Source organism: Pseudomonas sp. LBUM1679, from assembly GCF_059695565.1.
Window position 1 is genome coordinate 1,728,220 of record NZ_CP166774.1, and the last position, 24,229, is coordinate 1,752,448.

The following is a 24,229-nucleotide window of genomic DNA, read 5'->3' on the forward strand; positions in this document are numbered from 1 at the left end:
AACGCCTGCGGCGAGGGGGCTTGCCCAATGCCAGTCAGTTAAGCGCGGAACCTGTAGGAGCTGGCTTGCCAGCGAAGGCGGTGTGCCAGGCAACATCAATGTTAACTGACAGACCCCCTTCGCTGGCAAGCCAGCTCCTACAGGTTCCGCGTCCTAACTGGCTGGCATTGGGGCGTGCCCCCTCGCCGCAGGAGTCCACTGACGCAAAGGGTGTTTCCGATCAGCCAAAGCCTCAATACACCCACACCTCAACCCGCCGATTCTTGATCCGCCCCTCGTCCGCGCTATTGGCCGCCACGGGCATCTCGGCGCCAAAGCCGCGAACCTCGCGCAACACCACACCGCTTTTCACCAGCTCCCGGCGCACCGCCATGGCGCGCAGTTTCGACAGCAGATCGGCCCGCGCCGGGTCAGTCTTGGCGTCGCCAAACCCGGCCAGCGTCACCTGTCGACGGGTCTTGTCGTGCTGCTTTATATAGTCGAGCACCCTTGAGAGGTCCTGCCGGGCCTTGTTGTCCAGGGTCGCACTGCCTTCTTCGAAACGAAAATTGACCGACAGCCGCTGGGCATGGCGACTGAGCGCCTGATACCCCTCGGGCATCAGCACATTCGGCGTGACCGCCATGGCCTGGACGGTCTGGGCGATAAAACCATTGGCCGCGACGATGGCCTGTCCCTGGTGGCCCTGGGTGAAGGCGACCAAGGCTTCGGCCCAGGGATTGTGCCCGGTGGGTGGCAGGTAAAAGAACAGTCGACGGGACAATGGATAGTCTTCCGTGGCGATCAGGCTGTCGAGCGGCAGCATGGCCTGGGATTGGCCGTCGGCAATGGCCACGGCTTTGGCCTGGCGCACGTAGGGCAGGCCGATGAAGCCGATGCCTTGCGGATCCCGGCTCACCGCGTCGGACAACTGCTCGCTGGATTCGAAACGTTTCGCGGTGTTGCTCAGAGTTTTTCCACGACCCGCGAGAACCAGTTCGTTGAACGTGTCATACGTGCCCGATTGGTCATCCCGCGCATACAGATGAATCGGCCCGCCACGACCGCCGAGTGCTTCCCAGGTGCTGGCCTCGCCGCTGAAAATCCGCGCCAGTTGTTCGGTGTCGAGTTGATTCAGCGGGTTTTGCGGATGAAGGATGATCGCCAGGCCATCGATGGCGATCACCTGCTCGGCGTCAGGTTGTTTCAGGTCGCCCAACGATTGCAGGGTTACCCGTTCGCTGTCCTTGATCGGGCGCGAGGACGCGGCGAGATCGGCGGTGGCGTTTTTCAGGGCGGTGAAGCCGGTGCTGGATCCGTGAGCCGCAATGTCCACCACCACCCGGCGCCCTTGAACGGTTTCGCCGACCACCCGCAGTTCATTGGCGGTGGCCGGCGCTTCGCGGTGAATCTTGTGCAAACCCTGCTCGCGCATCAGGCCTTCGACCAGGGCCGGGCCCAGTGCGGCGCCGATCGTATTGGAACCCTGGATGCGCAGCACCGAACCCTGTTCGGGTGTCGGTAGATCACCGGCCGAAGCCGCCAGCGGCAGGCTCGCGCAGAGCACCCACAGGAACAACACGCGCAGCGTCATGCCGGCACCTTATAAGACAAGGAAAGTGCCGGGAGAATAAGTCAGTGAGATGTCCGAAAGATGACAGATCGGAAGATCGTCCGAACGCGACCCGAGCCTGAGACCGCTCCGGCATCGCCCCCCAGGCCTCCGACCCGCATCGACTCCACCCCTGCGGCGGGTACAAGCACTTCGGATCAATCTGCGCTGCACCCCACCAATGACGCGTAGAATTGCGCTCTGGAGCAAATCTGAGGTTGCAGTGGTGGATTTACAGCGGGGCTTCGTCCTGACCCGGCATTGGCGCGACACACCGGCCGGTACGGAAGTCGAATTCTGGGTGGCGACCGATACCGGTCCCCAGCGCATCCGCCTGCCTTATCAACCTTCGGTGGCGTTCATCCCGGCGGCTCAGCGCGAGCAGGCCGAGGCGCTGTTGCAGGGGGAAAAAAACCTCGAACTGCGCCCGCTGGCCCTGCAGGATTTCGAGCATCGCCCGGTGCTCGGTCTGTATTGCCAGCAGCATGGGCAGCTGATGCGCCTGGAAACCACGCTGCGCAAGGCCGGCGTCGATATGTTCGAAGCCGACGTGCGTCCGCCGGAGCGCTACATGATGGAGCGGTTCATCACCGCGCCGGTGGTCTTTGGCGGCACGCCCACGGCCGAGGGCTTGCTGCTGGACGTGCAGATGAAACCCGATCCGGACTACCGGCCCAACCTCAGGCTGGTGTCCCTGGATATCGAAACCACCGCCCGGGGCGAGTTGTATTCCATCGCCCTGGAAGGCTGCGGCGAGCGACAGGTCTATATGTTGGGCCCGCCCAACGGCGACCACCGCGAGGTGGATTTCCAGCTCGAATACTGTGACTCGCGAACCCTGCTGCTGAAAAAACTCAATGAATGGTTCGCCCGCCATGATCCCGACGCGATCATCGGCTGGAACCTCGTGCAGTTCGACCTGCGCGTGCTGCACGAGCACGCCCGGCGCCTGGCGGTGCCATTGAAGCTGGGGCGTGGCGGTGAGGAAATGCAGTGGCGCGAACACGGTAGCCGCAATCATTACTTCGCCGCGGCCGCCGGGCGGTTGATCATCGATGGCATCGAATCCCTGCGCTCGGCGACCTGGAGCTTCCCCTCGTTCAGCCTGGAAAACGTCGCGCAAACCCTGCTTGGCGAAGGCAAGGCGATCGACAACCCTTACCAGCGCATGGACGAAATCAACCGCATGTTCGCCGAGGACAAACCGGCCCTGGCCCGGTACAACCTCAAGGACTGCGAACTGGTGACGCGCATCTTCGCCAAAACCGAGCTGCTGACCTTCCTCCTGGAACGGGCCAGCGTCACCGGTTTGCCGGCGGACCGCAGCGGCGGTTCGGTGGCGGCCTTCACCCACCTGTACATGCCGCTGATGCACCGCCAGGGGTTCGTCGCGCCCAATCTCGGCAGCAAGCCCGCGCAAGCCAGCCCCGGCGGATTCGTCATGGACTCGCAACCGGGGCTGTATGAGTCGGTGCTGGTACTCGACTATAAAAGCCTCTACCCATCGATCATCCGCACCTTCCTCATCGACCCGGTGGGCCTGATCGAGGGCCTCGAGCATCCCGCAGACAACGAGTCGGTGCCGGGATTCCGCGGCGCGCGTTTTTCCAGAACCCGGCACTGCCTGCCGGCGATCGTCGCCCGCGTCGCCGAAGGCCGGGAAACCGCCAAGCGCGAACACAACGCGCCGCTGTCCCAGGCCTTGAAGATCATCATGAACGCCTTCTACGGCGTGCTCGGTTCCAGTGGTTGCCGTTTTTTCGATACGCGCCTGGCGTCGTCCATCACCCTGCGCGGCCACGAAATCATGCTGCGCACCCGAAAGTTGATCGAAGCCCAGGGCCACACGGTGATCTACGGCGACACCGACTCGACCTTCGTCTGGCTGCGCCGCGCCCACGGCCAGCAGGAAGCGGCGCAGATCGGCCGCGCCCTGGTGGACCACGTCAACCAGTGGTGGCGCGAACATGTACGGCAGGAATATGGCCTGGACAGTGCCCTGGAGCTGCAGTTCGAGACCCATTACAAACGCTTCCTGATGCCGACCATCCGCGGCGCCGAGGAGGGCAGCAAGAAGCGCTATGCCGGGCTGGTGACCCGCGCCGACGGCAGCGATGAAATGGTCTACAAAGGCCTGGAAACCGTGCGCACCGACTGGTCGCCGCTGGCCCGGCAATTCCAGCAGGAGCTGTACCTGCGCATCTTCAATCGCCAGCCTTATCAGGACTACGTGCGCGACTATGTGCGCAAGACCCTGGCCGGTGAGTTCGACGACCGACTGATCTACCGCAAGCGCCTGCGTCGCACCCTTGACGACTACCAACGCAACGTGCCGCCCCATGTCCGTGCCGCGCGTATCGCCGACGACTACAACGACCGACAGGGCCGGCCGCGGCAGTACCAGAACGGTGGCTGGATCAGCTACGTGATCAGCGTCGCCGGGCCAGAACCGCTGGAGATCCGCAGTGCACCCATCGATTACGACCACTACGTCACCCGGCAACTGCAACCGGTGGCGGATGCGATCCTGCCCTTCGTCGACGACGACTTCTCGACCCTGATCGGTGGGCAACTAGGCCTGTTTTGAGTCCAGCAGGGTTAACGTCCACGCGTCAGGAATGCCGTGGAAATACTGATCCAGTGCCCGGCTGAAGAGATTGTCTTCACTATCGACCTGGGCGAACAGGGTCATCGAGGAGTGAAACTTGAGGTCGTCGGGATGGCCGAAAATCGCCACAATCGGGCGCTGCTCGATGTCCAGGACCAATTGCGTGCAGGTACGCAGGCGCGTGCTTAACACGGGGTGTTGGAGATAGGCCTGCGCTTCCGCTGCGGATCGAATCGCGAAGAGACGGGACATCTCGCTGTCGCCAAGTCCCGTGAATTGCGGAAAGATGAACCACATCCAGTGGCTGCGCTTGTGGCCATCACTGAGTTCATCCTGAACCCGGTCGAACACCGGGTTCTGCGCCTGAATGAAGCGTTGCAGGTCGAACCTGTCGAGTGGATCGGTGCTTCTCATGCGCAAACCCTCTGACTAAACCGCGATGGCTCAGACCATGGCCAGCCGTTGCTTTCGTTGCGGCGCGTGAAACGCATGGTCCAGCGCCTCCAGATCCCCGGCTTCAAGCTGCAATTGCGCGGCTTGCGCATTCAGTTGCACATGTTCAGGTCTGACCGCTTTGGGGATGGCGATCACCTCGTCCTGACGCAGAATCCATGCCAGCGCGACCTGCGCCGGTGTCGCGTCGTGATGGGTTGCAACCCGCTTGAGCGCCGGGTGGCTCAGCATCTGCCCTCCCTGGCCAATCGGACAGTAGGCCATGACCGGCAGGCGCTGCTGCTGGCACCAGGGCAGCAGATCAAATTCTATCCCGCGCTCTTCCAGGTTATAGAGTACCTGGTTAGTGGCGCAGGCCGGCGCGGCCAGCTCGTGCAGGTCATCCAGGTCGCAATTGGACACGCCCCAGCGCCCGATCTTGCCGGCTTCGCGCAGGCGTTCGAACGCCTCGACGGTTTCTTCCAGGGGATACTGGCCGCGCCAGTGCAGCAGGTACAAATCGATGTAGTCGGTACCCAGCCGTTGCAGGCTGCGCTCACACGCCTGGGGGATGCCGTTGCGGCTGGCGTGGTGCGGGTACACCTTGCTGACCAGAAACACCTTGTCTCGCAAACCGGCGATGGCTTCACCCACCACCTGCTCGGCGCCACCTTCGCCATACATTTCAGCGGTGTCGATCAGCGTCATGCCCAGCTCGATGCCCAGGCGCAACGCCGCGACTTCCTGGCTGTTCCGGGAGGGATCCTCACCCATGCGCCAGGTGCCCTGGCCGATGACCGGTACATGGACGCCTGCCAGTTCGAGGGTACGCATGCACATCTCCTTTTTTCGCTCGATGGGTACTCTTCGGTTGGCAGCAGAATACCGCGGTGGTTCCGTCGGAAGATCTAAAGATCGCAGCCTCGCTTCGCTCGACAGCTCCTACGGGGACCGCGCACATCCGCAATGACGCTGCCCCCCTGTAGGAGCAAGCTTGCTCGCGATGCACGTGAACGATAATGCAACGCTGCCAGAAAACACGCGCACCCCCGTAGGAGCTGCCGCAGGCTGCGATCTTTTGATCTTTTGATCTTTTGATCTTTTGATCTTTTGATCTTTTGATCTTTTGATCTTTTGATCTTTTGATCTCCTGAGCCACCCCCCAGCACTTACAGACCACCGGCACTGCACTTTTCCCCATTTCCCGGCTCTATCCATGGCCAGCCTGCGGCGACTCCCACCGCAAGCCCATGTCCAAGTCCAATCACCCATGTTTCGAGTGCTACCCCACATCACGATGCACATCCGCCGTAACAGCCTGCTGCTGGCCTGTCTGTCGGCGCTCTGCCTCAGCGGATGCAGCCAGCAACAGGGCGGCGACATCATCGACCAGTTCCGCGAAGGCAAACCCCAGGAATTCCTCCAGACCAGCGTCGACCGCATGGCAACCCTGGCGATGCGCGACAACCTCGACAGCCTCTACTTGCTCATGAGCAAACTCTACCTGCGCAACCCCGAAGAGTTGAAGAAATCCGGCTTCCTCGACGCCCGCACCGCTGAGCAGCAAGTGCGCATGGCCATCGAAATGCAACAGCCGCTGCCGACCCTGGGCGGCAAAAAAGACCTGGCAGCACTGAGCTTCGCCATGAGCCCGGAATTCCTCGGCGACCGGGTCGGTGCCTTCATCTATGCCATCGGCAGCATGCTGGTCACCGCCCACGGCAATCGTCTCGAGTTCTACATGACCGATGCGATCAACCCGACCTTCGTCAACAACGCCGCGCGCAACATCGAGAAAGCCACCTGGATCCTCAGCCAGCGCCAGAACAAGCAGGGCGGGCCCTTGCTGTTTTCCAACGAGATTTCGGAGGAGGGCAGCAACCTGAGTTTTGCCGTGGAATTCGGCAAGATCGTCGCACGGCTGGACCTGCTGACCCAGATGCTCGACGAGCGCTACCGGCGGATCGGCCTCAATTACGCCCAGAGCCTGCTTTTCCTCAATTTCCTGCCCGTACAGTAACTTTGGCGGCCTGCCCCTGATCTATCAAACGCCCGCACCCCCTGTAGGAGCTGGCTTGCCAGCGAAGGCGTCCTGACAGCCAACGCAACCATTTCCACCGTACCCGATCCCCCTGTAGGAGCGAGCTTGCTCGCGAAGAACGCAGGGGCGACGCCTGCTGCCTGATGCCGCGCGTTATCGTTGACGTCCTTCGCTGCGGTGCGGCGATCCGACAAGCCAGCTCCAAGGGATCTCAGCGCACATAGGCATAACGATAGACCGCATCGATATAAGTGGTTATAAGAAAAATCGCTATGCTGCGGGCCAGTTTTTTCATGCGATTTTTGTGGGCGTGTTAATGGAATTCGTTAACTTCGGGTTGGTGGTCGCAGGTTTAGTGGTGGGTTTCATCGTCGGCATGACCGGCGTGGGCGGCGGTTCATTGATGACGCCGATCCTGCTGTGGTTCGGTGTCAATCCGGCGACGGCGGTGGGCACGGATCTTCTGTACGCGGCCATCACCAAATCCAGCGGCGTTCTGGTTCATAAAAAGAACAACAACATCAATTGGTCAATCACCGGCTGGCTGACCCTCGGCAGTGTGCCGGCGGTGCTGATGACGCTGTGGTTCCTGAGCACCCTGCAGACCTCCCCCGATGCCATGAACGCCGTGATCAAACAGGCCTTGGGCTTTGTCCTGTTTGCCACCGCGCTGGCGATTTTCTTCAAGAAACGCTTGCTCGATTTCGCGCACAAACGGGCGGGCGGCAACTACAACCCCAGTGGCCCACGCCTCAACGGGCTGACCGTGCTGACTGGCCTGGTGCTCGGCACCATGGTCGCCCTGACCTCCATCGGTGCTGGCGCCCTGGGAACCGTGGCGCTGTTCATTCTTTATCCGCTGCTGCCGACCCGCCGCCTGGTGGGCACGGAAATCGCCCATGCCGTACCGCTGACCCTGGTCGCAGGCCTCGGTCACGCGAGCATGGGCAACATGGATTGGCACGTGTTGGGCTACTTGCTGGTCGGTTCGCTGCCGGGAATTTACCTGGGCAGTCATCTGACCGGCCGCATCTCCGATGAAGTGCTGCGTCCTTGCCTGGCCACGATGCTGGTGCTGATCGGCTACAAACTGGCGTTCTGATGTTCGCGACAAGCCTCCATCACTCACGGGTGAAAATCTCCAGCAAGTGCCCGTCGGGATCGTCGAAGTAAACCCGTCGGCCACCGCCGTAGTCATTGATCTCGTTCGGCCGCTGCTTGCCGGGATCGGCCCACCAGGATTGCTTTCGCGCTTGCAGGCGGGCGAAGGCTGCATCGAAATCCTCGTCACCGAGCAAAAACGCATAGTGCTGGGAGGCGATCGGCGGGTCGTTGTTGTAGAAGTCCAGCGACACGCCGTTGTCGAGTTTGACGATCAACATCGGGCCGAAGGGTTCAGGAGCGGGCAGGCCGAGGATGTCTGCCAGATAATGGGCCGACGTCTGCTTGTCGCGGCACCAGGCGATGGTGTGGTTCAGCTGAGCGCTCATGGGAGGAGTCTCCTGGGTCTCTCCCATGAGTTAAGCACTGTTGCTTTAAACCTTCGACGTATCGCGTGCCATCAGGGTGACCTCGAGCCCGTCGTCGTCCAGTTGCTCCACAATCTCCCAGCCCAGTCTGGCGTAAAGCGACTGGGCCGAGTCGGTGTATAGAAAGAGCCTGGGGATTGCGAGTGCCGCCGCCTCCTCGACGATACGCGACACCAGCCCGGAGGCGATGCCCCGACCACGATGCCCGGCCTTGACGTAAACGCCTGCCAGCCAGGGAGTCAGTTCGGGCCGCGAGGCCAGATCGCTCTCGATCAGCAGGGCTCCGCCGAGCAGTTGCGTACCATCGAGTGCTACCAGCACGGTGGGCACGGTACCTTTGCCGCATGCAGCGCGCATACGTTCGGTTCTTGCCTTGAGGGTGTCGCCGGGTTTGAATTGACCCCATTCCTTGAAATTCAGCTCGGCCAATTCCGGGATCAGGGCGGGGTGGTTGCAGAGGTAGTCGATTTCCATGTTGTATTGAAGCTCCTTTGCCGGCAGACGATTCAGTCGTCGCAATGGTGAACCACAATAAAGCGCTCGGAACAGCTGATCAAATCCACGTTCGATCCTCAATGATCTGTTGCGCAATGACTGCCCTGACCTAAGCTAGGGTCAGGGCGAAACATAATTGCGAAGCGTCCCCGGAACGAACGCCGCGATGCGCAATCATTAGAGCGTGGATATCAAAAGGAGATGCGCATGCTCATCAGGTCATTGACCCTGGCTACCCTGCTGGCTTTCGCCGGTCCCTTGTTCGCCGCCGATGGCGACTCACCGCTGGACATGGACAAGGGCAGGGCCCGGCCATTGATCGTCATCGCTCCGAGTACGGTCGATCCCACGTGGGTCAGCCTGAAAAAGGCACTGGATGAGCCGGCCAACCGCACGGGCTTCACCGACCGCAACATGGTCCTGTACACCGTGCTCAATCTGATGGGCCAGCGCGAGGGCAAAGACCTGGGGCCACAAGACACGGCGGCATTGATCCGCTCGCTCAAGTTGGGGGCTGGCGCGAAGACCAAGGTGATTCTGGTCGGCAAGGACGGCGAAAAGAAACTGGAACAGTCGGATGCGGTCGACCTGCAGGCGATCTTCAAGACCATCGACGAATTGCCGGCGACCGAGAAAGAAGCCACTGTGCCGACGCCACCGCCGGTGACCGAAGCCGCCCCGGCCAAGGGCGCCAAGGCAACAAAACCGGCCAAACCGACCAAGCCCGCCAAGCCCGCCAAGCCGCCTGAAATGCCGGACGATTGAATCCGCGCAGAACCTTCATGGCAAATGAATTCCCTGTGGGAGCGAGCTTGCTCGCGATGGACGTTAACGATAACGCGTTTTTGCTAAATGAACGCATCGTCCTCGAGACCATCGCGAGCAAGCTCGCTCCCACATGTTGATCGCTGGCGTTCACCCCGATCTGGCGCTGAAGATCCCCTGTGGGAGCGAGACCGGCTTGCCGGCGAAAGCGGCGTATCAGTCAGCAGCGATGTTGAATGATCAATTGCCTTCGCGGGCAATCGAATCGTCGCACCGCCGCTCCTACGGTTGGGCCAGAAAATTGCTGATTACGTTGACCAGGACGGGTGAAAAAGGCTGCAGACATTGCGCTGCATCCGGTGTTTTCAGATCCTCCCGGAGCAAACCCAGGAACTCTTCATCTTCAAACTGCAAGTCTTCGGGAGGCACGCACTGGCTATAAATGAGTGCATCGACCAACGCCTTGCGTTTACCGACAAGGCCTCTATTACTTTCTTCGGTATGACCCAGATTCAATGCCTCAATAGCAACCCTGGCCCGTTCGGTTTGTCCCGTTACCAGTCCGGACAAGTAGAACTTCAGTTCGGTTTCGCATTCGGTCATCAACGGCGTGAGTGGCAAATGTCGTGTACCGCGACCGTGACCACATTGATTGGGGCGCTGGCAACTGGCGACGATGTTGGAAAAATCCAACGTCCGATTCGGCGCACGATCCTGGGCTTCAAGATGTTCATTATGGGCGTCATCAATCGTGATGGACTGACAGCAATACGCACATAAACCGTATTGTTCCGAGATACACGATGAACGAATGGACCGACTCTCTTCCCGTGGTAAGTCCCGGTAACGTAGCGCGTTGTTCGAGCGCTTCCAGCGAGTCAGCGATTGCGGCTCAATGCCTTTGTCGATCTTACGCACGGCGCAACTCCAGCTTGCGGATCAACAGTGCTGCCTTCGCCAGCTCCAGATGCCCCTCTGGGAGCTCAACTGAAAGCTCGGAAAAAAGGTTCTTCGCTGCATCCAGATCACCGTCCTGCAATCGCTCCAGCAATCGATTCAAGCGCTGCTGCACTTCGCTGTTGCGGATGTCGGTGTCCATCACTTCCAGCAGAACCTGATTGGCATCCAGTCCATAAAGGCCATTGCGTTCCTGTAGTTCCCCATCGTCCAGCACGTAAACCAACACATCTTTTGCGTCGCTGATGACCAGCGGCGAATGGGTTGTCAGCACAAACTGGCAATTGGGGAAGGTCTCGCTCAACTGTCGAATCAAACTGCGCTGCCATTTGGGGTGCAGGTGCAAATCGACTTCATCAATCAGTACGATCCCGTCACCTTCTAACGGATTGTCCAAAGACTGGTTCATCATCGCCAATCGGCGAGCGATGTCGCCAACCAAGGCCATCATGGACTTTTCACCCTGCGAGAGCTGGGAGACGTTGAGCGTTACACCGTCTTTGTCTATCGCCATGTGCAGGCGCGGTTTGCGCTGCACTCTCAGGTTGCTGAAGCCAGGCATGAATGCAGCGATAGCGGAGCGAACCGCGGTCAACTGGCGATCACGGGATGAGGCTTTCAGTTGGGAAAGGGTTTTCCAGATGTCACTGTCCTTGCCGAACTTTTCGGAAATTTCGGCCAGCGCAGTGTCGGACACACCGGTTTCATTTTCGCTGTCTTCGCGTTCGCGAAACCATTCAAAAAAACGCCGGAAATCGACGCCGCGATTCAGTGAATTGTCGTAGCCGTCCAGTTGGTCGAAGGTGTGTTTGGTGCGGATTTTTAGCGGGATTTCCAAGACCGAACGCTCTACCGGGTAGTAGGCGATCAAGGGGAGCGAGGCTTTATCAGACGCGGTCAGTTCGCTCCGGTAATGATCAGCCAGACGGCTAGCATCTACCAACTCGCTATGGACAGCGGTCTTTCGCCCTTGCCTGCCGCGAGCAATGGCCCATGAGAACACGTGATTTTTTTGATCACCCTCGGGAAAATTTGAACGTGCCAATGAGGCGTCTACTACGGCAATCAAAATTAATGCGACGGAAGCGCCGTTTCGAATGTCCTCATTTGTTAAGTGGCTGCCATTACCTTTCTCGGTACGAATCCTGGCCACCAACCAGCTCAGTGACGTGGCCAGTGATTTTAATAGGGTAGTTTTCCCGGCACCGTTGTTCCCCACCAATACCGTCACATTTGTGGGATGTTTGGCTGTGGGGGCTAAGTGAACGGTCAAATCGGTGAACCGACCGACATCCTTGAGCTTGAAACTGAAAATTTCCATTACATCGCCCTTTGGGGGTCAGTCGGTTTGAAGGCTTGAGCGCGCATTATGTCATTCCCGACCACGGATTGATCCGATGCCGTTTAGATACAACGGTTTCAGTCACATCACAACGGTTAACAATAAAAAGTAGTTGCAGTGTATGCCCATGAAAATGAGCCAGAGCAAAGGCCTTCAACTGCGTCGGACATTTCCTGCAAACCGTGGCGCACGCCATGAACTGGTGCTCTGTGGATCGCGCCGATAACCTTCTCCAGCCGCTGCAAAATCAGCGGTCGGATGTGGAAGTCCGGTGGTAAAAGTCATCTACCAATGCCCGTAGAGCGCATGTCGACATTTTTATGTCAACATTGCCGCGTTATGGCGGCTGTGCGCGGGAGCACTTTCGAGTGCACCGGGTATTGGTGGGTTGGCCTGGTCTTCCACACCTGCGTACAGCTGCCACCCTCATGTGGAAGTGAGATGGGTAGTTTTCTCAACAACCCTCAATGGATCTTCTCCTATGAAAAAAGTAAGTCCCAATCCCCCTGAATCCCCAACCAATTCAGATCCCCTCGACCCCGTTCCACTTTCCGACATCACCGAACCCGCTATCAGCGCTCGTCTGCGCAACCCCAACCACGCCGACCCGGTCAGCCATATCTTCACCATCGTCCCCGGCGTCGACACGGCAACCCTGCTGTGCCACGCCTGCGAAACCCTCGCGTCGCTGAACGTCCTCGTCACGGACCTGGCCTGCAAACTGGAAAGCTCCAACCGCAACGTGGCGCTGTCGATTCAGCAGTTGGCCGTTGTGGGCGAGTTATTGGTGAACAGGGCACTGGACAATATCGATCCACCCGAAGGCGCGCCGGCTGTTTAGTCAACAGGCGCACCCATGAAAATGGGCGACCTCAAGGGGTCGCCCATTTTGATGACTACCACTGAACCCTGTGGCGAGGGAGCTTGTCGGAACGCCACATCGTCCCGCTCGGCTGCGAAGCAGTCGCAAAACCTGCTACCGAGCAGTATCTGACGGGATGCAGTTGCCGATTGGGGGCCGCTTCGCAGCCCAGCGGGAGCAAGCTCCCTCGCCACAGGTGAGTGGTTTCGGTTTATTTGCTCAGTGCGCTCAATACCCTATGCGCCACTTTCACCCGCTCAGCATTCGGATAGTTTTTGTTGGCCAGGATCACGATGCCGATAGCCTTCGAGGGCACGTACGCGACGTAGGCACCGAAGCCGCCCGTTGAGCCGGTTTTGTTAACCAGCACAGCGTCCGTTTGTGGTTGCGGCGGATTCAGCCACCGGACTTCGTGAGCTTCCATCGCCATCTGCGTCGAGTTACCGGCGAGCAACTGATCAAGCGTGACCGGATAGTGGTAGAGCTCCCAGCCCAATCCCTGGGTCATCTCACCGACTTGGTAATACCCCGTGTGCGTGGTGGCGATTGCCCGTTGCAGCGGCGCTTCAAGCCCTGCCGGTTTCATGTTCAGTTGAACATAACGAAGCAGATCCGCCGCACTGGTCTTCACCCCATACGCCTCTGAATCCAGCGCCCCCGGCCCGACCCGCACCGGCTTGTCTTCCTTGTTGTACCCCTGGGCATAAAGCCCCATCTGATCCTGCGGCACCTTGAGGAAGGTGTGCTTCAACCCGAGTTTCGGCAGCAGGGTTTTTTCCATCACCTCATCAAACGGCGCGCCCAGGCTTTTGGCCGCCAGATAGCCAAACAGCCCCAGGCTCGGGTTCGAATACTGGCGATGGCTGCCAGCGGTATAGGTCGGCTTCCACTGCTTGAAATAGCCGAGCATTTTGTCCGGCGCATCGGCCTCGTCGGGGAATTGCAGCGGCAGGCCGCCAGCGCTGTAGGTGCCCAGTTGCAATATGCTGATGTGATCGAACGCACTGCCGCGCAGCTCTGGCAGGACGTTGCTGGCCTTGTCTGACAGGGACAGTTTGCCTGTCGCCTGGGCGTAGGCGGCGAGGGTGGCAGTGAAGGTCTTGCTCACCGAACCGATCTCGAACAGGGTGTCTTTGGTGACAGCCTTGCCGTTTTCCTTCGAGGCCACTCCGTAGTTGAAGTAATGCGCCTGGCCGTTGACGGTGATGGCGACCGCGACGCCGGGGATCTGCTGTTGCTGCATCACCGGTTTGATGGCGGCGTTGACGATGGATTCCATACGCTCGTCTGCTACGCAGTGACCGGCGCCGAGGAAAAGTACGAAAGCGCTGTAGGACGCGAATTTGTTCAGATTGTATTTAGGCATGACTGAGCCACTCTCCATGAGTTTCAATGATATTAACCGCTACACGCCGAGCGGCGTTTGAATCCGGGCCGCAGGCGCCCGATGATCGAGATCAAGCGATCGATCTCTCGCGTCGAGAAGCTGCTGGTCGGTTTGTCGAACGCGGGCTCGCGTTGAATGAAAATGCGGAGCATCAGGTCCCCCGAACCTTCTGCGCATGACTCGCCACCCCATGGCAGCCACAGGCAAGGCGATGACCTTGCAGGAACACAGGGATGCCATTCATGCGCCTGCGCGGATGCCCCTCGACGAAAGCGAACTCGCCCAGATGAAGCGGGCAGGTGGCCTTGTCGCCCAGCACCGCGGGGGTTTTTCCGTTGAGGGTTTGGGTGTCCGCGAGTTGGCAAGAGACGACGGTGCCGCCGCTGCTGGTGGAATCGCCCAGACAGATGGGATGGGTCATGGTTATCGCCCCGGCATACGAAATCGGAAGGGGTCGACGCCATGGGTCTGCTGGTTTTTCGCTTTGCGGGCTTCGTCAGGCGGACGGACCATTTGCACCGTGGTGCTGCCATCCTTGCCGGCATAGACCACTGCGCTGACACCCCCTTCCTGGTAGCTGGCAATCGTGGCGAGGTTGATTTCAACCAGGGCGCCACTGACGCCGGTATTGCCCAGGCGCCGACCGATGTCGTAGCCCTCGTCGACATTGCCCAGCTCGATACCGGTGCCGTCAATGTTGAGGCCGTGCAGCGCGTTGGTCAGGGCGATTTCGCCATTGATGTTGTCAGTGCTGTCGTAGAACACGCGCACTGGTTTGTGGCCTTCGGGCAGGGTTTCCAAGGCTTGTTGCCAGCCCGCTTGAAGAGCCTTGGCCTGGAGTGCATCCTCTCGCTGCTCATGCGGTACCGCTTTGGCCGCATTGAAATAAGCTCCATACCGCCCAGCCCTGAGATCCGGCCGATCCAACCGCTCATTCACCCCCTGACACAACCCCGTCTCCACCGACTCATACGATCCCCCCGGATCATTGACACCGTGCAGGAAAATCACCACCCCAGGCAGGTCGCCAGGGACTTCCAGCTTGCGCTCGGTGGTGCAGTTCGGTATCAAACGGGTGGTGCTCTGCGCCACTGTGTGAAAGCTCGACTCGCTCATTGACTATCTCCCGCCGGGCCGGTTTTTCGCTTGGCCTTCACCCGGGCTTGATGCATCACCTCGCGTTCCACCCTCTGCGTCAAACCGCTCGCATCCGTTGAACCTTGCACCACGCTGCCATCTCCAAGCTCGATCTGATACGCGTGGTCCGCTGCCATTCGGGGGCTCTCGTGCGCATGGCCCGGATAGTGAAAGGCCAGACGTTGCGCCGCTGGATCACGACTGAAAGAAGGTATGGAAACGCTGTCGCTTTTCGGTCCGACCCAGTCATGGTCGCTGGCATGCACCATGACCTTGTCCTGGGTGCCGATCTCGATGCCGCCACCAATCTTGATGTAGCTGCCGTCGTCGGCCACCAAGCGAATGGTGGGGGCCGTCACGATCACTTCACCTTCGGTGGCCGACAGGTGCAGGTTCTTTTGCGCGTTGAGCGCAATGTCATCTTCCTGGGCTTGCACGAGCACCTTGCCGCGATTGGCGATGGCGCTGATGCCTTCATCTTGGGCAAAGGCTGAAATCCCTTTGCCCGCGTTCAATCGCATGGCCGCACCGCTGGTCAATTGCAGGTGGTCCTGAGCCGTGGTGTCGTGGTTCTCACCGGCGTAGTGCACTTGTGAGCGCGGTGTTGCGCTGGCGATGCCCGCCTCGGCCGCCACGGCGAGCAGTGGGTCGCCCGAACGGTTGCTCTCGGGTGCAGGCCATTGACTCAATGACTGGCGCAGCGTTTCGATGCCTTGGCTATCGACCTGTTGGCTGCCACGGGCGGCGGCGGTCTGGCCGAGCGACTGGAACAGTTCGCCGCACTCGCTCAGCAGCTTGAGCAATTCTTCGCGGTCCAACTGCGAATCCTGCGCACCGTGACGGGCATAGGTGGTCAATAACATGCCTTGGGCCGCTCGCAGAGCGATGGCCGCGTCGGTGCGCAGTTCGGCGCCATTGCCACGGGGCCGGGCTTGTCCATCAGTTCTGGGCGTGGTGAGTTTGCCGAGGTTCAGCGCGGTGGCGTGATGGGTCGTGCCCAGGCGGGCGCGCAATGCACCGGGTGTATCGTCGAAAAGCAGTTCGTTGAAGCCGTTGCCTTTGTGTTCCTGGGTCTGGATGCCCGAGAGCGTTCGATTACCCGGTAGACCCGTGGCGTTACTGAAGCGCGGCGGTAAATGGTCAGCGTTGTAGAGTACCGAAGTGACAAGGGGACGGTCGATGTCGCCCCCGAGGAAAGTCACCAGGACCTCCTGACCGATGCGCGGCAAAAACTGATGACCAAAACCGGCACCGGCGCTGGGCATGGCGACCCTGAGCCAGGTGGTGCCGGGTGCGGGATCTTGCCCGCGCTGCCAATGGAAGCGTACTTGTACCCGCGCCAGCGCATCGGTGAAGACTTCCTCTCCTTCAGGACCCACCACGATGGCGGTGAGTGGTCCCGAAATTGTCGGGCGAGGTGTGATGATTACAGGGCGATACGGGATTTTATGGCGCACGCACACGAAGCTATTGTCGTAGCCTGCCGGTTGATTCGATAGATAGTTGTTACTGCCATGGTGCTCGACGCTCAGCAACAGGAAATGGCGATCTGCAATGGGGTCACGATCGTGATCGAAGTGCTGGGTCAACTCGAAGGTGTAACCCGGCAGCATGGCGCGACAGTTGCTGCTGCCCTGAAACGTCTTGCCCTGTACTTCCATGGCTTCCAGTCGATGACGCACCAGCGTCTCGCCATCCGCGGGGATCGCGTGGCTGTAATGACCGGGAAAGTCGTATATTTCGTAAGGCGGGACCTCACCCTGGACGTTGAGGCTGGGCATGCTGACCGGCAGTGGATTTCGCGGTTGCCGGTAGTCGAATGTCTGTATGGCCATACGACCTGACTGCAAGACCCGGTTGCTGCTCCATTGAGTGATGGAGTCGGCGGTCTCGGTGACCGAAGCACTGTGGTAGCGGATCTGCGGTTGCTGCGGTAACGGCTCGAGGTTGCGGGAATGGTCGGTGATGATCAGCCGATGTCCTTCCTTCGCGTGATCGAAGTAGAAGAACAATCCTTCGCCTTCCAGCAGGCGCAAGACGAAATCCAGATCGTTCTCGCGGTATTGCGTGATGTAGCTGTGGGACTTGAGCGGCGGGTCCAGCCGGAACTCGAAACTGGGCAGCGCTTCATAGCGGGCAAACACCGTACGAATGATGTCTTCGATCGTTTGCTCTTGAAATATCCGCGAGTCTGAACGGCGCGACAGCATCCACAGCCAGGGACTTAATGTTGCCGAGTAGCGCGCCAGCCCACCGTCACTGCCTTGCAGGCTGAAACGGCTGATATAGCCATGAATATAACGGGCCCCACCGGTCGCCAGTTCAATCTCCAGCAACGCGGGTTGCCCTATCAGGGACTTGAGTTCCAGTCGCGCATCCTGACTGATCAGCGACAACTCGAAACTGAACAGCGTCGACAATCCTTCAGTCCCGGAAAATCGCTCCAGTAGCAGTTCCTGCTGACCGTTGGCCGGGGTGGTCAGCTTGATCAAGCGTCGGTTCTGTGGCGCAAATAATGTTGTCAGTTCCATTAACAAGTGTCCTACGGCATAAGCAACCGGTGTTCGATCCATGAGCGGTGCACGTTGTGCTCACGGCGAAATACAAACACGGGAATTAAGACGCTTATGAAATAGCTTGTATGTAGGACGCTTCCTGTTTTAACAAAATGAGCAGCGATAGCGACTGATACATCGCTGTCGCGTGCTGTTGCACACAGGGGATATGCAGCGGGGGCTTGGTCAGGCGCTGGCCGTCCTGCCAGATCCAGTGGGTGTCGATGGCGGTGATCGCACCCGGCGCGGCCGCCGCAACATGGGTGAACATCGCCAGGGAAATATCGAAGTGGTTGTTGGAATGCGAGCCCCAGGTCAGGCCCCATTCGTGGCACATCTGCGCCACGCGGACCGAGCCCAGTCGCGACCGGTTTCTGGCGGATCGCGGGTAACCGTTGGTCTACTCGATAGCACCTCATCCCTGGCCTTGCTTCCAACCAGTACGGCCCAGATTTGCTGGACCTCACCTGTGAGGTGCGTCATGGCTAACGAATCAACGTTCCAGGGTGGAACACCCACTACCGACCCGACCAGACCCCTGTCCGGTACCGATGAGCCGAGCCTGGATCAGGATGCACCACCCGGCATGGACCCGGCCCTGGACCCGGCCGGCGCAGACGCTGATCGACCAGAAGACTGGATGGACCCGACGGCGGATGAAGACGTGCCTCCGGCAGATGAGCCAACACCGCTGTCCGATGACAGGCGATAAACAGAACCCGGCCGGTGCGCCGGGTTTTTTGAGAGTGGCAGGGCAGGTCAACCGCGTCATCGTTCATCGCAGGCAAGCCAGCTCCCACAGGCCTCGAGTCGATCAAAAATGACCTGATCCACACAAAACCTGTGGGAGCTGGCTTGCCAGCGAAGGCGCCAGACGCATCACCGCAAATAAACGATCAGACACTGGCTCCCTGAATCACCACCACCCGCCGCTCCAGATTCAACGCCAGCACACTGATCAGCACAATCGCCGAACCAACGAACACCATCAACGTGGGCTGCTCCGCCAACGCAAAAGACGCAATCCCCATGGCCGTAGGTGGAATCAGATACAACGTCATCGTCGCCCGGCTCAAATCCACATGAGCCAACACATACGCCCAGGCCAGGTACGCCAGAGCGCTCGGAAACACGCCCAAGCCGATCACCGCCCATTGCACATCCACCGGCGCAGCAATCACCTCGCTCGCCAACCCCGGCAAATAAACCAACAACAACAGCGTCCCGAACCAAACCGTGTAGCACACCAGCGTCAAGCCGTCGTAGCGCCGGGCATGCTGCTTCTGCAACGCAAAGTAAAAGCTCCAGGACAGCGCCGCCAGCAGAATCAGCAAGCCGTGGCCATCAATGCTGCCCAGCCCGTGATCGCCAGCCACCACAATCACCACGCCGAGCAAACCCAGGATGACACAGCCCCAGCGCCAGGCACTCACCCGGTCCTTGAACACGAAGCGCGCCAGCAGCGTGCTGAACAAGGGCGTCGATTGCGCCAACACACTGGACGCTCCGGCGCTGACGCCCTGCTGGCCGAAATTCAACGCGACGTGATGCAGGCTGACCGCAAAGAAACCCAGGGCCACCAGCAGCGGCAGATCGCCAAGGCTTGGCAGGCGGATGCCGCGGATCAGCGCGACGACGCCCATGAATGCCGAGGCCAGCAGAAACCGCAGCAACGCCAGATGGCCGGGATCATAAGCTTGCAAACCGAGGTGAATACCGGTCGGCGAATACCCCCAGCAGGCGACGACAAACGCCATCGCCAGCACGATCTTGACGGGGGAGGGGGAGACGGCTGTGAGCGCTTGCATGGTCGGATACCTGTGGGCCTGTGCACCGAGTATCAGAATTCGTACCATTCGCCACAACTGACTTATACTGCGTCAACTGTTCACTTTGGGTGATGTATGGAGCTGGCGCAGATTCGCATGTTCAAGACCGTCGCCGACGTCGGCAGCATTGCCCGCGCCGCCGAGTTGCTGCATTGCGTGCCGTCGAATATCACGGCGCGGATCAAGGCGCTGGAAGCGGAGCTGGGTGTCGCGCTGTTCCTGCGCGAGGGCCGAGGCTTGCGAATCAGTCCGTCGGGGCAGACCTTCCTCGCCTATGCCGCGAAGATGCTCGCGCTCGCGGCTGAGGCCAAACGGGCGCTCGATCCCGCCGCGGAGCCGTCCGGACCGTTGCGCATCGGCGCCATCGAGTCCTCGGCCACCGGTCGCTTGCCGCGCTTGCTGGCCAAGTTCCACAAGCGTTTCCCGAAGGTGGCGCTGGAACTGACCACCGGCCCCTGGAGCCAGCTGCTCGACGACACCTTCAACCATCGGCTCGACGGCGCGATAGTCGCGGTAGATGTCGAACGCTCGCAACTCAAGCGCACGCCGATGTACCGCGAGGAGCTGCTGTTGATTGCCTCGACGTCCCTGGGGCCGGTACGTGATATCGCCGATTTACAGGACAAAACCGTGTTCATGTGGCCACAGGGCTGCCCTTACCGGGCGGCACTGGAGCATTGGTTGTTGCGGCAGGGGCAGGCGTTGCCGATTGTCAGCCTGGCCAGTTACGGCGCGATCGTCGGCTGCGTCAGCGCCGGGGCCGGTGTGGCGCTGGTGCCTAAAGGGGTTTTCGATCAGTTCGCCAAAGGCGCCGGTTGCGCCGGCTACGAATTCCCCGACCTGACGGCCATCGACAACCTGTTCTACTGGCATGAAAACGCCGGGGTTCACCCGGCGCGAGAGGCGTTTGTGGCGATGTTGCGCGAGGAGTTCGCCTGAATTTCTGTGGGAGCGGGCTTGCCCCGGGCGGCGTTCCGACGATGGCGGTGTATCAGCCAGCATAGATGTTAAATGTGAAGGACTCATCGCGGGCAAGCCCGCTCCCACAGGTTTTGTCACGAGCAGTTCCGGGGTTGGGAGCGTCGGGGGAAGGTTCATTGGCGTGTCGACCGCAAAAGTCCGCGAGGGTAATCCGCATACCCGCAGGCTTCATTGATCTGGATCTATGCTTGATGAACAAACGGATGGCACTCGCGCGAACCGTGGCGGACTAAGCATCAGGACGCGACATTGCTTCCCTGCTGACTGACATGGATCGGACATGAACGAACAGACACTGCAAAACAAATCACTGGTGATCCTGTTGGGACTGGTCACCGTCGCTTTCATCTGGATCTTGCTGCCGTTCTACGGTGCGGTGTTCTGGGCCGTCATCCTCGGCATCCTCTTCGCACCCCTGCAGCGCCGACTGCAAGCGAAGTTCGGCTGGCAACGCAACCTGACGGCGCTGCTCACCCTGGGCATCTGCCTGGTGATCGCGATTCTGCCGGTGATCATCCTCGGTTTCCTGCTGGTGCAAGAAGGGGCCTCGGTTTACCAGAGAATCGAAAGCGGCGAACTGGACATCGCCGGGTATGTGACGCATTTCAAACACAGCCTGCCGCCGTACTTCCAGCACTTGCTCGATCGGTTCGGGGTCGGCGAGTTGGACGGTCTGCGAGAGAAAATCATCAAGAGTGCGGTAACAGGCAATGAGTTTATCGCCACACAGGCCTTCAGTTTCGGTCAGGGCACGTTCGAGTTTCTGGTGAGTTTTTTCATCATGCTCTACCTGCTGTTCTTTTTTTTGCGCGACGGCGCCGAACTGGCACGTAAAGTTCGTTCTGCCGTACCGCTGCAGGAGCACCAGAAACGGCGTTTGCAACTCAAGTTCAACCGCGTGGTGCGGGCAACAGTCAAAGGCAACCTGCTGGTGGCAGTTACGCAAGGGGCATTGGGCGGTTTGATTTTCTGGTTTCTGGATATTCCGAGCGCGTTGCTGTGGGCGGTGCTGATGGCGTTTCTGTCGCTGTTGCCAGCGGTGGGGGCGGGGATCGTCTGGGCGCCGGTGGCGGCGTTTTTCCTGTTCACCGGAGCGATCTGGCAGGGCGTGGTGCTGGGGTTGTTCGGGGTTTTTGTGATCGGCCTGGTGGATAACGTGCTGCGACCCATTCTGGTGGGCAAGGACACGAAGATGCCGGATTACCTGATTCTGATCTCGACCCTTGGTGGTTTGGCGATCTTCGGCTTGAATGGCTTTGTCATCGGGCCGCTGATCGCCGCACTGTTCATGTCGAGCTGGGCCATCTTCATCGAAACCAAGCCGCGGGTGCAGCTGCCTTAAGCGCTGAGCTGACCCTGGCCGATTTGTTGCGACAGTGCCTGGGCGTCCGGCAACGAGGTCAGCGGACCACTGATCGCTTCGCCGTCCTGCACCAGGTACCAACAGGCAAGCAATCCAAGCGCTCTGAGCGGTGCGGGAACGGCGCTGCCGATAACGGACATGATCTGAACCTGGGACATAAGTACCTCCATCAATCTATGGAGCTACCTTACGGACCCGGCGCTTGAACGAACAATCAACGCTTTCGATAGTCGTCATTGACGCTAATGAGTCTTGGGCTCAGTCGACCACCAGATCAAGCATGTGGACCACTTCCTGCTCGTTGAGCAGGCCTTTGCGTACCAGGTTTTCCGCCAGCAGCGAGAGAAACTTGGCGCTGCGATGGCCTTCCAGGTGCTTGAGTTCGGTCAGTGCGTTGTACACCTTGCTCGAAGTGCACAAGCCGACGATGCGGTGCGGATTTTGCGTGGGCATGAGGTCGTCCTTGTTATTATCAACCTGTTGTTTTTGAACAGATCCAAGCGTGCGGACCTGACATGACATAAATATGACCGTTTTCCCCAGGAGGGGGGAAGGGCGGCGAGTCAATCTTGCCAACTTGAACCGCAAACTGTCCCGACAGCGACCTTGAGGCGATTTATTCAGACCTGCACCGACAAACGGCAACAAAAAAGCCCCGCTGTCGGGCGCATTGCCGCTTGCTTGTAGGAGCAAGCTTGCTCCGGGCGGCGTTCCGACGATGGGCGCAAGAGCACCGCGGTTAGCCAGTAAGCACGCGGTATCGTTAACGCCCATCGCGAGCAAGCTTGCTCCTACAAGAGCGCGGCGTTCTTGAGCCCATCGTCGGAACGCCGCCTGGAGCAAGCTCGTTTCTACATTACCAGCGGCCATAACCGTGGGGATGGCCATAATACCCGCGCGGTTGGACGTAGTACCCACGGGGCGGGCCGTAGTAGACCGGTGGCGGAGCGTAATAGACCGGTTGCTGTACGTAGACCGGTGCCGGCTGGTAATAAACCGGAGGCGGTTGTTGCACGTACACCGGTTGTGGCTGAACGTACACCGGCTGCTGCACATAGACCGGCCGGTTGCTGTTGATGATGGCCGAACCGACGATGGCCGAGCCGACGATCGCACCGAATACCGCCGGTCCTTCCCAACCGTGACCGCCGTGACCGCCGCCAGCCTCTGCCTGCCCTGTGATAGCAAAAGCACCGATCAGCAAGGCCACTATGGGGATTTTACGGATCATGATAATTCCTCGGTTCTTCGACCCGGCGCCTGGCTCTGCGATAGACCCAGGGATTGTCGCGGGGATACTTCTAAGACAGCGTTTTTTTGCAAATCAGCACAGCCGGTGGGTAAATTTTGTGTAAGGTCTGTACCGGCTTTCTTAGCGTCGTACGCTGTCACCGGCAGGTACGCGAATATGATCGATCAGACCGGGTGGAATGGCTAATCCCGTCCATCCGATAGTGCTATTGAAGGAGATTCACATGCAGATGAACCCCAACAAAGACACCCAGCTGTGCATGTCCCTCTCCGGGCGCCCTGGAAACTTTGGCCTGCGATTCCACAATCATCTGTACGAACAACTGGGCCTGAATTTCTATTACAAGGCCTTCAGCAGTCAGGACCTGCCAGGTGCCGTCGCTGGCATTCGCGCCCTGGGAATTCGTGGCTGCGGCGTGTCGATGCCGTTCAAGGAGGCCTGCATTGCGCTGGTCGATGAGCTGGACGCGTCGGCCGCGGCTATTCAATCGATCAACACCATCGTCAACACCCATGGCCATCTCAAGGCCTACAACACCGACTACATCGCCATCGCTCAGTTGCTGGAAACCCACCAGGTGCCCACGGCGTCGACCTTCGCCCTGCGCGGCAGCGGTGGCATGGCCAAGGCCGTGGCCAGTGCCTTGCGTGATGGCGGTTACAAGCACGGCCTGATCGTCGCCCGTAACGAACGGGCCGGGCGTGCCTTGGCCGAATCGCTGGGCTATGAATGGCAAGCTGAACTCGGCGCGCGGCGCCCGCAGATGCTGATCAATGTCACGCCGATCGGCATGACCGGCGGTCCGGAAGCCGATCAACTGGCGTTCGACGCCGACGCCATTGCCGCTGCCGAGACCGTCTTCGATGTGGTGGCGATCCCCTCGGAAACCCCGCTGATCGTGCGCGGTCGTGCCGAAGGCAAGCGAGTGATGACCGGGCTGGAGGTGATTGCGATCCAGGCGCTGGAACAGTTTGTGTTGTACACCGGCGTGCGGCCGACGGATGAGCAATTCAAGAAAGCGGTGGAGTTTGCCCGCAGCTGAGCATTTTGGGTGATTTGTTGGCTGTGCCGGCCTCATCGCGGGCAAGTCGGATCGCCGCACC

General features: G+C 59.8%; 24 protein-coding genes and 1 pseudogene. 9 read left to right on the top strand and 16 right to left on the bottom strand.

Annotation, left to right across the window (positions count from 1 at the left end):
* Positions 1–232: 232 nt before the first annotated feature.
* Entirely contained in the window at positions 233–1,573 is a 1,341-nt protein-coding gene (locus ACA062_RS07990; protein WP_497455903.1) for a substrate-binding domain-containing protein, read from the bottom strand.
* Positions 1,574–1,817: 244 nt separating this feature from the next.
* On the opposite strand from ACA062_RS07990, the gene ACA062_RS07995 reads away from it, so the two are divergent.
* Positions 1,818–4,178 (top strand): DNA polymerase II, encoded by a 2,361-nt coding sequence (locus ACA062_RS07995; protein WP_497457378.1) that lies wholly within the window; start codon positions 1,818–1,820, stop codon positions 4,176–4,178.
* Here the strand turns inward: ACA062_RS07995 and ACA062_RS08000 are convergent.
* Positions 4,164–4,613 (bottom strand): DUF1810 domain-containing protein, encoded by a 450-nt coding sequence (locus ACA062_RS08000; protein WP_497455904.1) that lies wholly within the window; start codon positions 4,611–4,613, stop codon positions 4,164–4,166. The two genes, ACA062_RS07995 and ACA062_RS08000, sit on opposite strands and share 15 nt — an antisense overlap.
* Before the next feature lie 30 nt (positions 4,614–4,643).
* Entirely contained in the window at positions 4,644–5,465 is an 822-nt protein-coding gene (locus ACA062_RS08005) for an aldo/keto reductase (RefSeq protein ID WP_497455905.1), read from the bottom strand.
* 436 nt (positions 5,466–5,901) lie between these two features.
* Between ACA062_RS08005 and ACA062_RS08010 the strand changes: the two genes are divergently transcribed.
* Together ACA062_RS08010 and ACA062_RS08015 are read left to right on the top strand one after the other, a co-directional pair.
* Positions 5,902–6,651, top strand: coding sequence for a hypothetical protein (locus ACA062_RS08010; RefSeq protein WP_497455906.1), 750 nt, complete (start codon positions 5,902–5,904; stop codon positions 6,649–6,651).
* A 337-nt stretch (positions 6,652–6,988) separates the two neighbouring features.
* Positions 6,989–7,774 carry a sulfite exporter TauE/SafE family protein gene (locus ACA062_RS08015; RefSeq protein ID WP_150765817.1) on the top strand — a complete coding sequence of 262 codons (786 nt, stop codon included), beginning with the start codon at positions 6,989–6,991 and terminating at the stop codon, positions 7,772–7,774.
* A gap of 19 nt (positions 7,775–7,793) precedes the next feature.
* Here the strand turns inward: ACA062_RS08015 and ACA062_RS08020 are convergent, their stop codons facing one another.
* The gene (locus ACA062_RS08020; protein ID WP_497455907.1) at positions 7,794–8,162 is read right to left on the bottom strand and encodes a VOC family protein; all 369 of its coding nucleotides are present in this window, start codon (positions 8,160–8,162) and stop codon (positions 7,794–7,796) included.
* A 45-nt stretch (positions 8,163–8,207) separates the two neighbouring features.
* Positions 8,208–8,675 carry a GNAT family N-acetyltransferase gene (locus tag ACA062_RS08025; RefSeq protein ID WP_497455908.1) on the bottom strand — a complete coding sequence of 156 codons (468 nt, stop codon included), beginning with the start codon at positions 8,673–8,675 and terminating at the stop codon, positions 8,208–8,210.
* A gap of 228 nt (positions 8,676–8,903) precedes the next feature.
* On the opposite strand from ACA062_RS08025, the gene ACA062_RS08030 reads away from it, so the two are divergent.
* Positions 8,904–9,461 carry a DUF4174 domain-containing protein gene (locus ACA062_RS08030; RefSeq protein ID WP_497455909.1) on the top strand — a complete coding sequence of 186 codons (558 nt, stop codon included), beginning with the start codon at positions 8,904–8,906 and terminating at the stop codon, positions 9,459–9,461.
* Positions 9,462–9,743: 282 nt separating this feature from the next.
* Here ACA062_RS08030 and ACA062_RS08035 read toward each other — a convergent pair whose 3' ends face one another.
* Positions 9,744–10,379 (bottom strand): HNH endonuclease family protein, encoded by a 636-nt coding sequence (locus ACA062_RS08035; protein WP_497455910.1) that lies wholly within the window; start codon positions 10,377–10,379, stop codon positions 9,744–9,746.
* Positions 10,372–11,739: an AAA family ATPase gene (locus ACA062_RS08040; protein ID WP_497455911.1), complete on the bottom strand. Its 1,368-nt coding sequence runs from the start codon at positions 11,737–11,739 to the stop codon at positions 10,372–10,374. The genes ACA062_RS08035 and ACA062_RS08040 overlap by 8 nt, the downstream gene beginning before the upstream one ends.
* Before the next feature lie 502 nt (positions 11,740–12,241).
* On the opposite strand from ACA062_RS08040, the gene ACA062_RS08045 reads away from it, so the two are divergent.
* Positions 12,242–12,601, top strand: a complete 360-nt coding sequence (locus ACA062_RS08045; RefSeq protein ID WP_497455912.1) for a DUF6124 family protein — start codon at positions 12,242–12,244, stop codon at positions 12,599–12,601.
* Positions 12,602–12,833: 232 nt separating this feature from the next.
* Here ACA062_RS08045 and ampC read toward each other — a convergent pair whose 3' ends face one another.
* The 5 genes and pseudogenes from ampC to ACA062_RS08070 all read right to left on the bottom strand — a co-directional run.
* The gene (gene ampC, locus ACA062_RS08050) at positions 12,834–13,988 is read right to left on the bottom strand and encodes a class C beta-lactamase (RefSeq protein ID WP_497455913.1); all 1,155 of its coding nucleotides are present in this window, start codon (positions 13,986–13,988) and stop codon (positions 12,834–12,836) included.
* A gap of 172 nt (positions 13,989–14,160) precedes the next feature.
* A complete protein-coding gene (locus ACA062_RS08055) occupies positions 14,161–14,430 on the bottom strand; it encodes a PAAR domain-containing protein (protein ID WP_497455914.1) in 270 nt (89 codons plus the stop codon).
* Positions 14,431–14,432: 2 nt separating this feature from the next.
* Positions 14,433–15,125, bottom strand: a complete 693-nt coding sequence (locus tag ACA062_RS08060; protein WP_497455915.1) for a T6SS effector phospholipase Tle3 domain-containing protein — start codon at positions 15,123–15,125, stop codon at positions 14,433–14,435.
* Positions 15,122–17,683, bottom strand: coding sequence for a type VI secretion system Vgr family protein (locus ACA062_RS08065; RefSeq protein ID WP_497457379.1), 2,562 nt, complete (start codon positions 17,681–17,683; stop codon positions 15,122–15,124). Before ACA062_RS08065 ends, ACA062_RS08060 begins: the two co-directional genes overlap by 4 nt.
* A 172-nt stretch (positions 17,684–17,855) precedes the next feature.
* Positions 17,856–18,059: pseudogene (locus tag ACA062_RS08070) on the bottom strand (enolase C-terminal domain-like protein); the annotation flags it as partial.
* A 123-nt stretch (positions 18,060–18,182) separates the two neighbouring features.
* Here ACA062_RS08070 and ACA062_RS08075 point away from each other — a divergent pair.
* On the top strand, positions 18,183–18,413 hold the full coding sequence (locus tag ACA062_RS08075) for a hypothetical protein (RefSeq protein WP_497455916.1): 231 nt from the start codon (positions 18,183–18,185) through the stop codon (positions 18,411–18,413).
* A 184-nt stretch (positions 18,414–18,597) separates the two neighbouring features.
* On the opposite strand, the gene ACA062_RS08080 is transcribed toward ACA062_RS08075, so the two are convergent.
* On the bottom strand, positions 18,598–19,509 hold the full coding sequence (locus ACA062_RS08080; RefSeq protein ID WP_497455917.1) for a DMT family transporter: 912 nt from the start codon (positions 19,507–19,509) through the stop codon (positions 18,598–18,600).
* 96 nt (positions 19,510–19,605) lie between these two features.
* Here ACA062_RS08080 and ACA062_RS08085 point away from each other — a divergent pair, with 96 nt between their 5' ends.
* Together ACA062_RS08085 and ACA062_RS08090 are read left to right on the top strand one after the other, a co-directional pair.
* On the top strand, positions 19,606–20,469 hold the full coding sequence (locus tag ACA062_RS08085) for a LysR substrate-binding domain-containing protein (RefSeq protein WP_497455918.1): 864 nt from the start codon (positions 19,606–19,608) through the stop codon (positions 20,467–20,469).
* Positions 20,470–20,791: 322 nt separating this feature from the next.
* On the top strand, positions 20,792–21,853 hold the full coding sequence (locus tag ACA062_RS08090) for an AI-2E family transporter (protein WP_497455919.1): 1,062 nt from the start codon (positions 20,792–20,794) through the stop codon (positions 21,851–21,853).
* Here ACA062_RS08090 and ACA062_RS08095 read toward each other — a convergent pair.
* The 3 genes from ACA062_RS08095 to ACA062_RS08105 form a co-directional block, all read right to left on the bottom strand.
* Positions 21,850–22,032, bottom strand: a complete 183-nt coding sequence (locus ACA062_RS08095; RefSeq protein ID WP_497455920.1) for a hypothetical protein — start codon at positions 22,030–22,032, stop codon at positions 21,850–21,852. The two genes, ACA062_RS08090 and ACA062_RS08095, sit on opposite strands and share 4 nt — an antisense overlap.
* A gap of 100 nt (positions 22,033–22,132) precedes the next feature.
* On the bottom strand, positions 22,133–22,327 hold the full coding sequence (locus ACA062_RS08100; RefSeq protein WP_003179723.1) for a hypothetical protein: 195 nt from the start codon (positions 22,325–22,327) through the stop codon (positions 22,133–22,135).
* Between the two features lie 403 nt (positions 22,328–22,730).
* Positions 22,731–23,105 carry a hypothetical protein gene (locus ACA062_RS08105; protein ID WP_497455921.1) on the bottom strand — a complete coding sequence of 125 codons (375 nt, stop codon included), beginning with the start codon at positions 23,103–23,105 and terminating at the stop codon, positions 22,731–22,733.
* Positions 23,106–23,349: 244 nt separating this feature from the next.
* Between ACA062_RS08105 and ACA062_RS08110 the strand changes: the two genes are divergently transcribed.
* Positions 23,350–24,168, top strand: coding sequence for a shikimate 5-dehydrogenase (locus tag ACA062_RS08110; protein WP_497455922.1), 819 nt, complete (start codon positions 23,350–23,352; stop codon positions 24,166–24,168).
* Positions 24,169–24,229: the final 61 nt, after the last annotated feature.

Coding starts and splice junctions, on each gene's coding strand:
- ACA062_RS07990 (WP_497455903.1), bottom strand. CDS start 1,573: ATGACGCTGCGCGTGTTGTTCCTGTGGGTGCTCTGCGCGAGCCTGCCG.
- ACA062_RS08000 (WP_497455904.1), bottom strand. CDS start 4,613: ATGAGAAGCACCGATCCACTCGACAGGTTCGACCTGCAACGCTTCATT.
- ACA062_RS08005 (WP_497455905.1), bottom strand. CDS start 5,465: ATGCGTACCCTCGAACTGGCAGGCGTCCATGTACCGGTCATCGGCCAG.
- ACA062_RS08010 (WP_497455906.1), top strand. CDS start 5,902: ATGTTTCGAGTGCTACCCCACATCACGATGCACATCCGCCGTAACAGC.
- ACA062_RS08015 (WP_150765817.1), top strand. CDS start 6,989: ATGGAATTCGTTAACTTCGGGTTGGTGGTCGCAGGTTTAGTGGTGGGT.
- ACA062_RS08020 (WP_497455907.1), bottom strand. CDS start 8,162: ATGAGCGCTCAGCTGAACCACACCATCGCCTGGTGCCGCGACAAGCAG.
- ACA062_RS08025 (WP_497455908.1), bottom strand. CDS start 8,675: ATGGAAATCGACTACCTCTGCAACCACCCCGCCCTGATCCCGGAATTG.
- ACA062_RS08030 (WP_497455909.1), top strand. CDS start 8,904: ATGCTCATCAGGTCATTGACCCTGGCTACCCTGCTGGCTTTCGCCGGT.
- ACA062_RS08040 (WP_497455911.1), bottom strand. CDS start 11,739: ATGGAAATTTTCAGTTTCAAGCTCAAGGATGTCGGTCGGTTCACCGAT.
- ACA062_RS08045 (WP_497455912.1), top strand. CDS start 12,242: ATGAAAAAAGTAAGTCCCAATCCCCCTGAATCCCCAACCAATTCAGAT.
- ampC (WP_497455913.1), bottom strand. CDS start 13,988: ATGCCTAAATACAATCTGAACAAATTCGCGTCCTACAGCGCTTTCGTA.
- ACA062_RS08055 (WP_497455914.1), bottom strand. CDS start 14,430: ATGACCCATCCCATCTGTCTGGGCGATTCCACCAGCAGCGGCGGCACC.
- ACA062_RS08060 (WP_497455915.1), bottom strand. CDS start 15,125: ATGAGCGAGTCGAGCTTTCACACAGTGGCGCAGAGCACCACCCGTTTG.
- ACA062_RS08075 (WP_497455916.1), top strand. CDS start 18,183: ATGGCTAACGAATCAACGTTCCAGGGTGGAACACCCACTACCGACCCG.
- ACA062_RS08080 (WP_497455917.1), bottom strand. CDS start 19,509: ATGCAAGCGCTCACAGCCGTCTCCCCCTCCCCCGTCAAGATCGTGCTG.
- ACA062_RS08085 (WP_497455918.1), top strand. CDS start 19,606: ATGGAGCTGGCGCAGATTCGCATGTTCAAGACCGTCGCCGACGTCGGC.
- ACA062_RS08090 (WP_497455919.1), top strand. CDS start 20,792: ATGAACGAACAGACACTGCAAAACAAATCACTGGTGATCCTGTTGGGA.
- ACA062_RS08095 (WP_497455920.1), bottom strand. CDS start 22,032: ATGTCCCAGGTTCAGATCATGTCCGTTATCGGCAGCGCCGTTCCCGCA.
- ACA062_RS08100 (WP_003179723.1), bottom strand. CDS start 22,327: ATGCCCACGCAAAATCCGCACCGCATCGTCGGCTTGTGCACTTCGAGC.
- ACA062_RS08105 (WP_497455921.1), bottom strand. CDS start 23,105: ATGATCCGTAAAATCCCCATAGTGGCCTTGCTGATCGGTGCTTTTGCT.
- ACA062_RS08110 (WP_497455922.1), top strand. CDS start 23,350: ATGCAGATGAACCCCAACAAAGACACCCAGCTGTGCATGTCCCTCTCC.